Annotated in this window: 1 rRNA gene; it reads right to left on the bottom strand. The window is 49.1% G+C overall.

Going from position 1 to position 228, the window contains the following annotated elements:
* A 23S ribosomal RNA gene (locus PV403_RS25250) occupies positions 1-228 on the bottom strand; the annotation flags it as partial.

Below are 228 nucleotides of genomic sequence, written 5' to 3'. Positions count from 1 at the left end.
GTTTTCGGCGGATCAGATTCTCACTGATCTTTTCGTTACTCATACCGGCATTCTCACTTGTATACAGTCCAGCAGTCCTTCCGGTCTACCTTCAACCCGGTATACAACGCTCCCCTACCCCTGATACGAATGTATCAAGCCATAGCTTCGGTGGTGTGTTTAGCCCCGTTACATTTTCGGCGCAGAGTCACTCGACCAGTGAGCTATTACGCACTCTTTAAATGGTGG

Origin of the sequence: Paenibacillus sp. GYB006 (assembly GCF_036577645.1) — a bacterium.
Classification (GTDB): domain Bacteria; phylum Bacillota; class Bacilli; order Paenibacillales; family Paenibacillaceae; genus Paenibacillus.
Note: the sequence above shows the minus strand (reverse complement) of the source record. Positions and strands in the feature narration are given on the sequence as shown.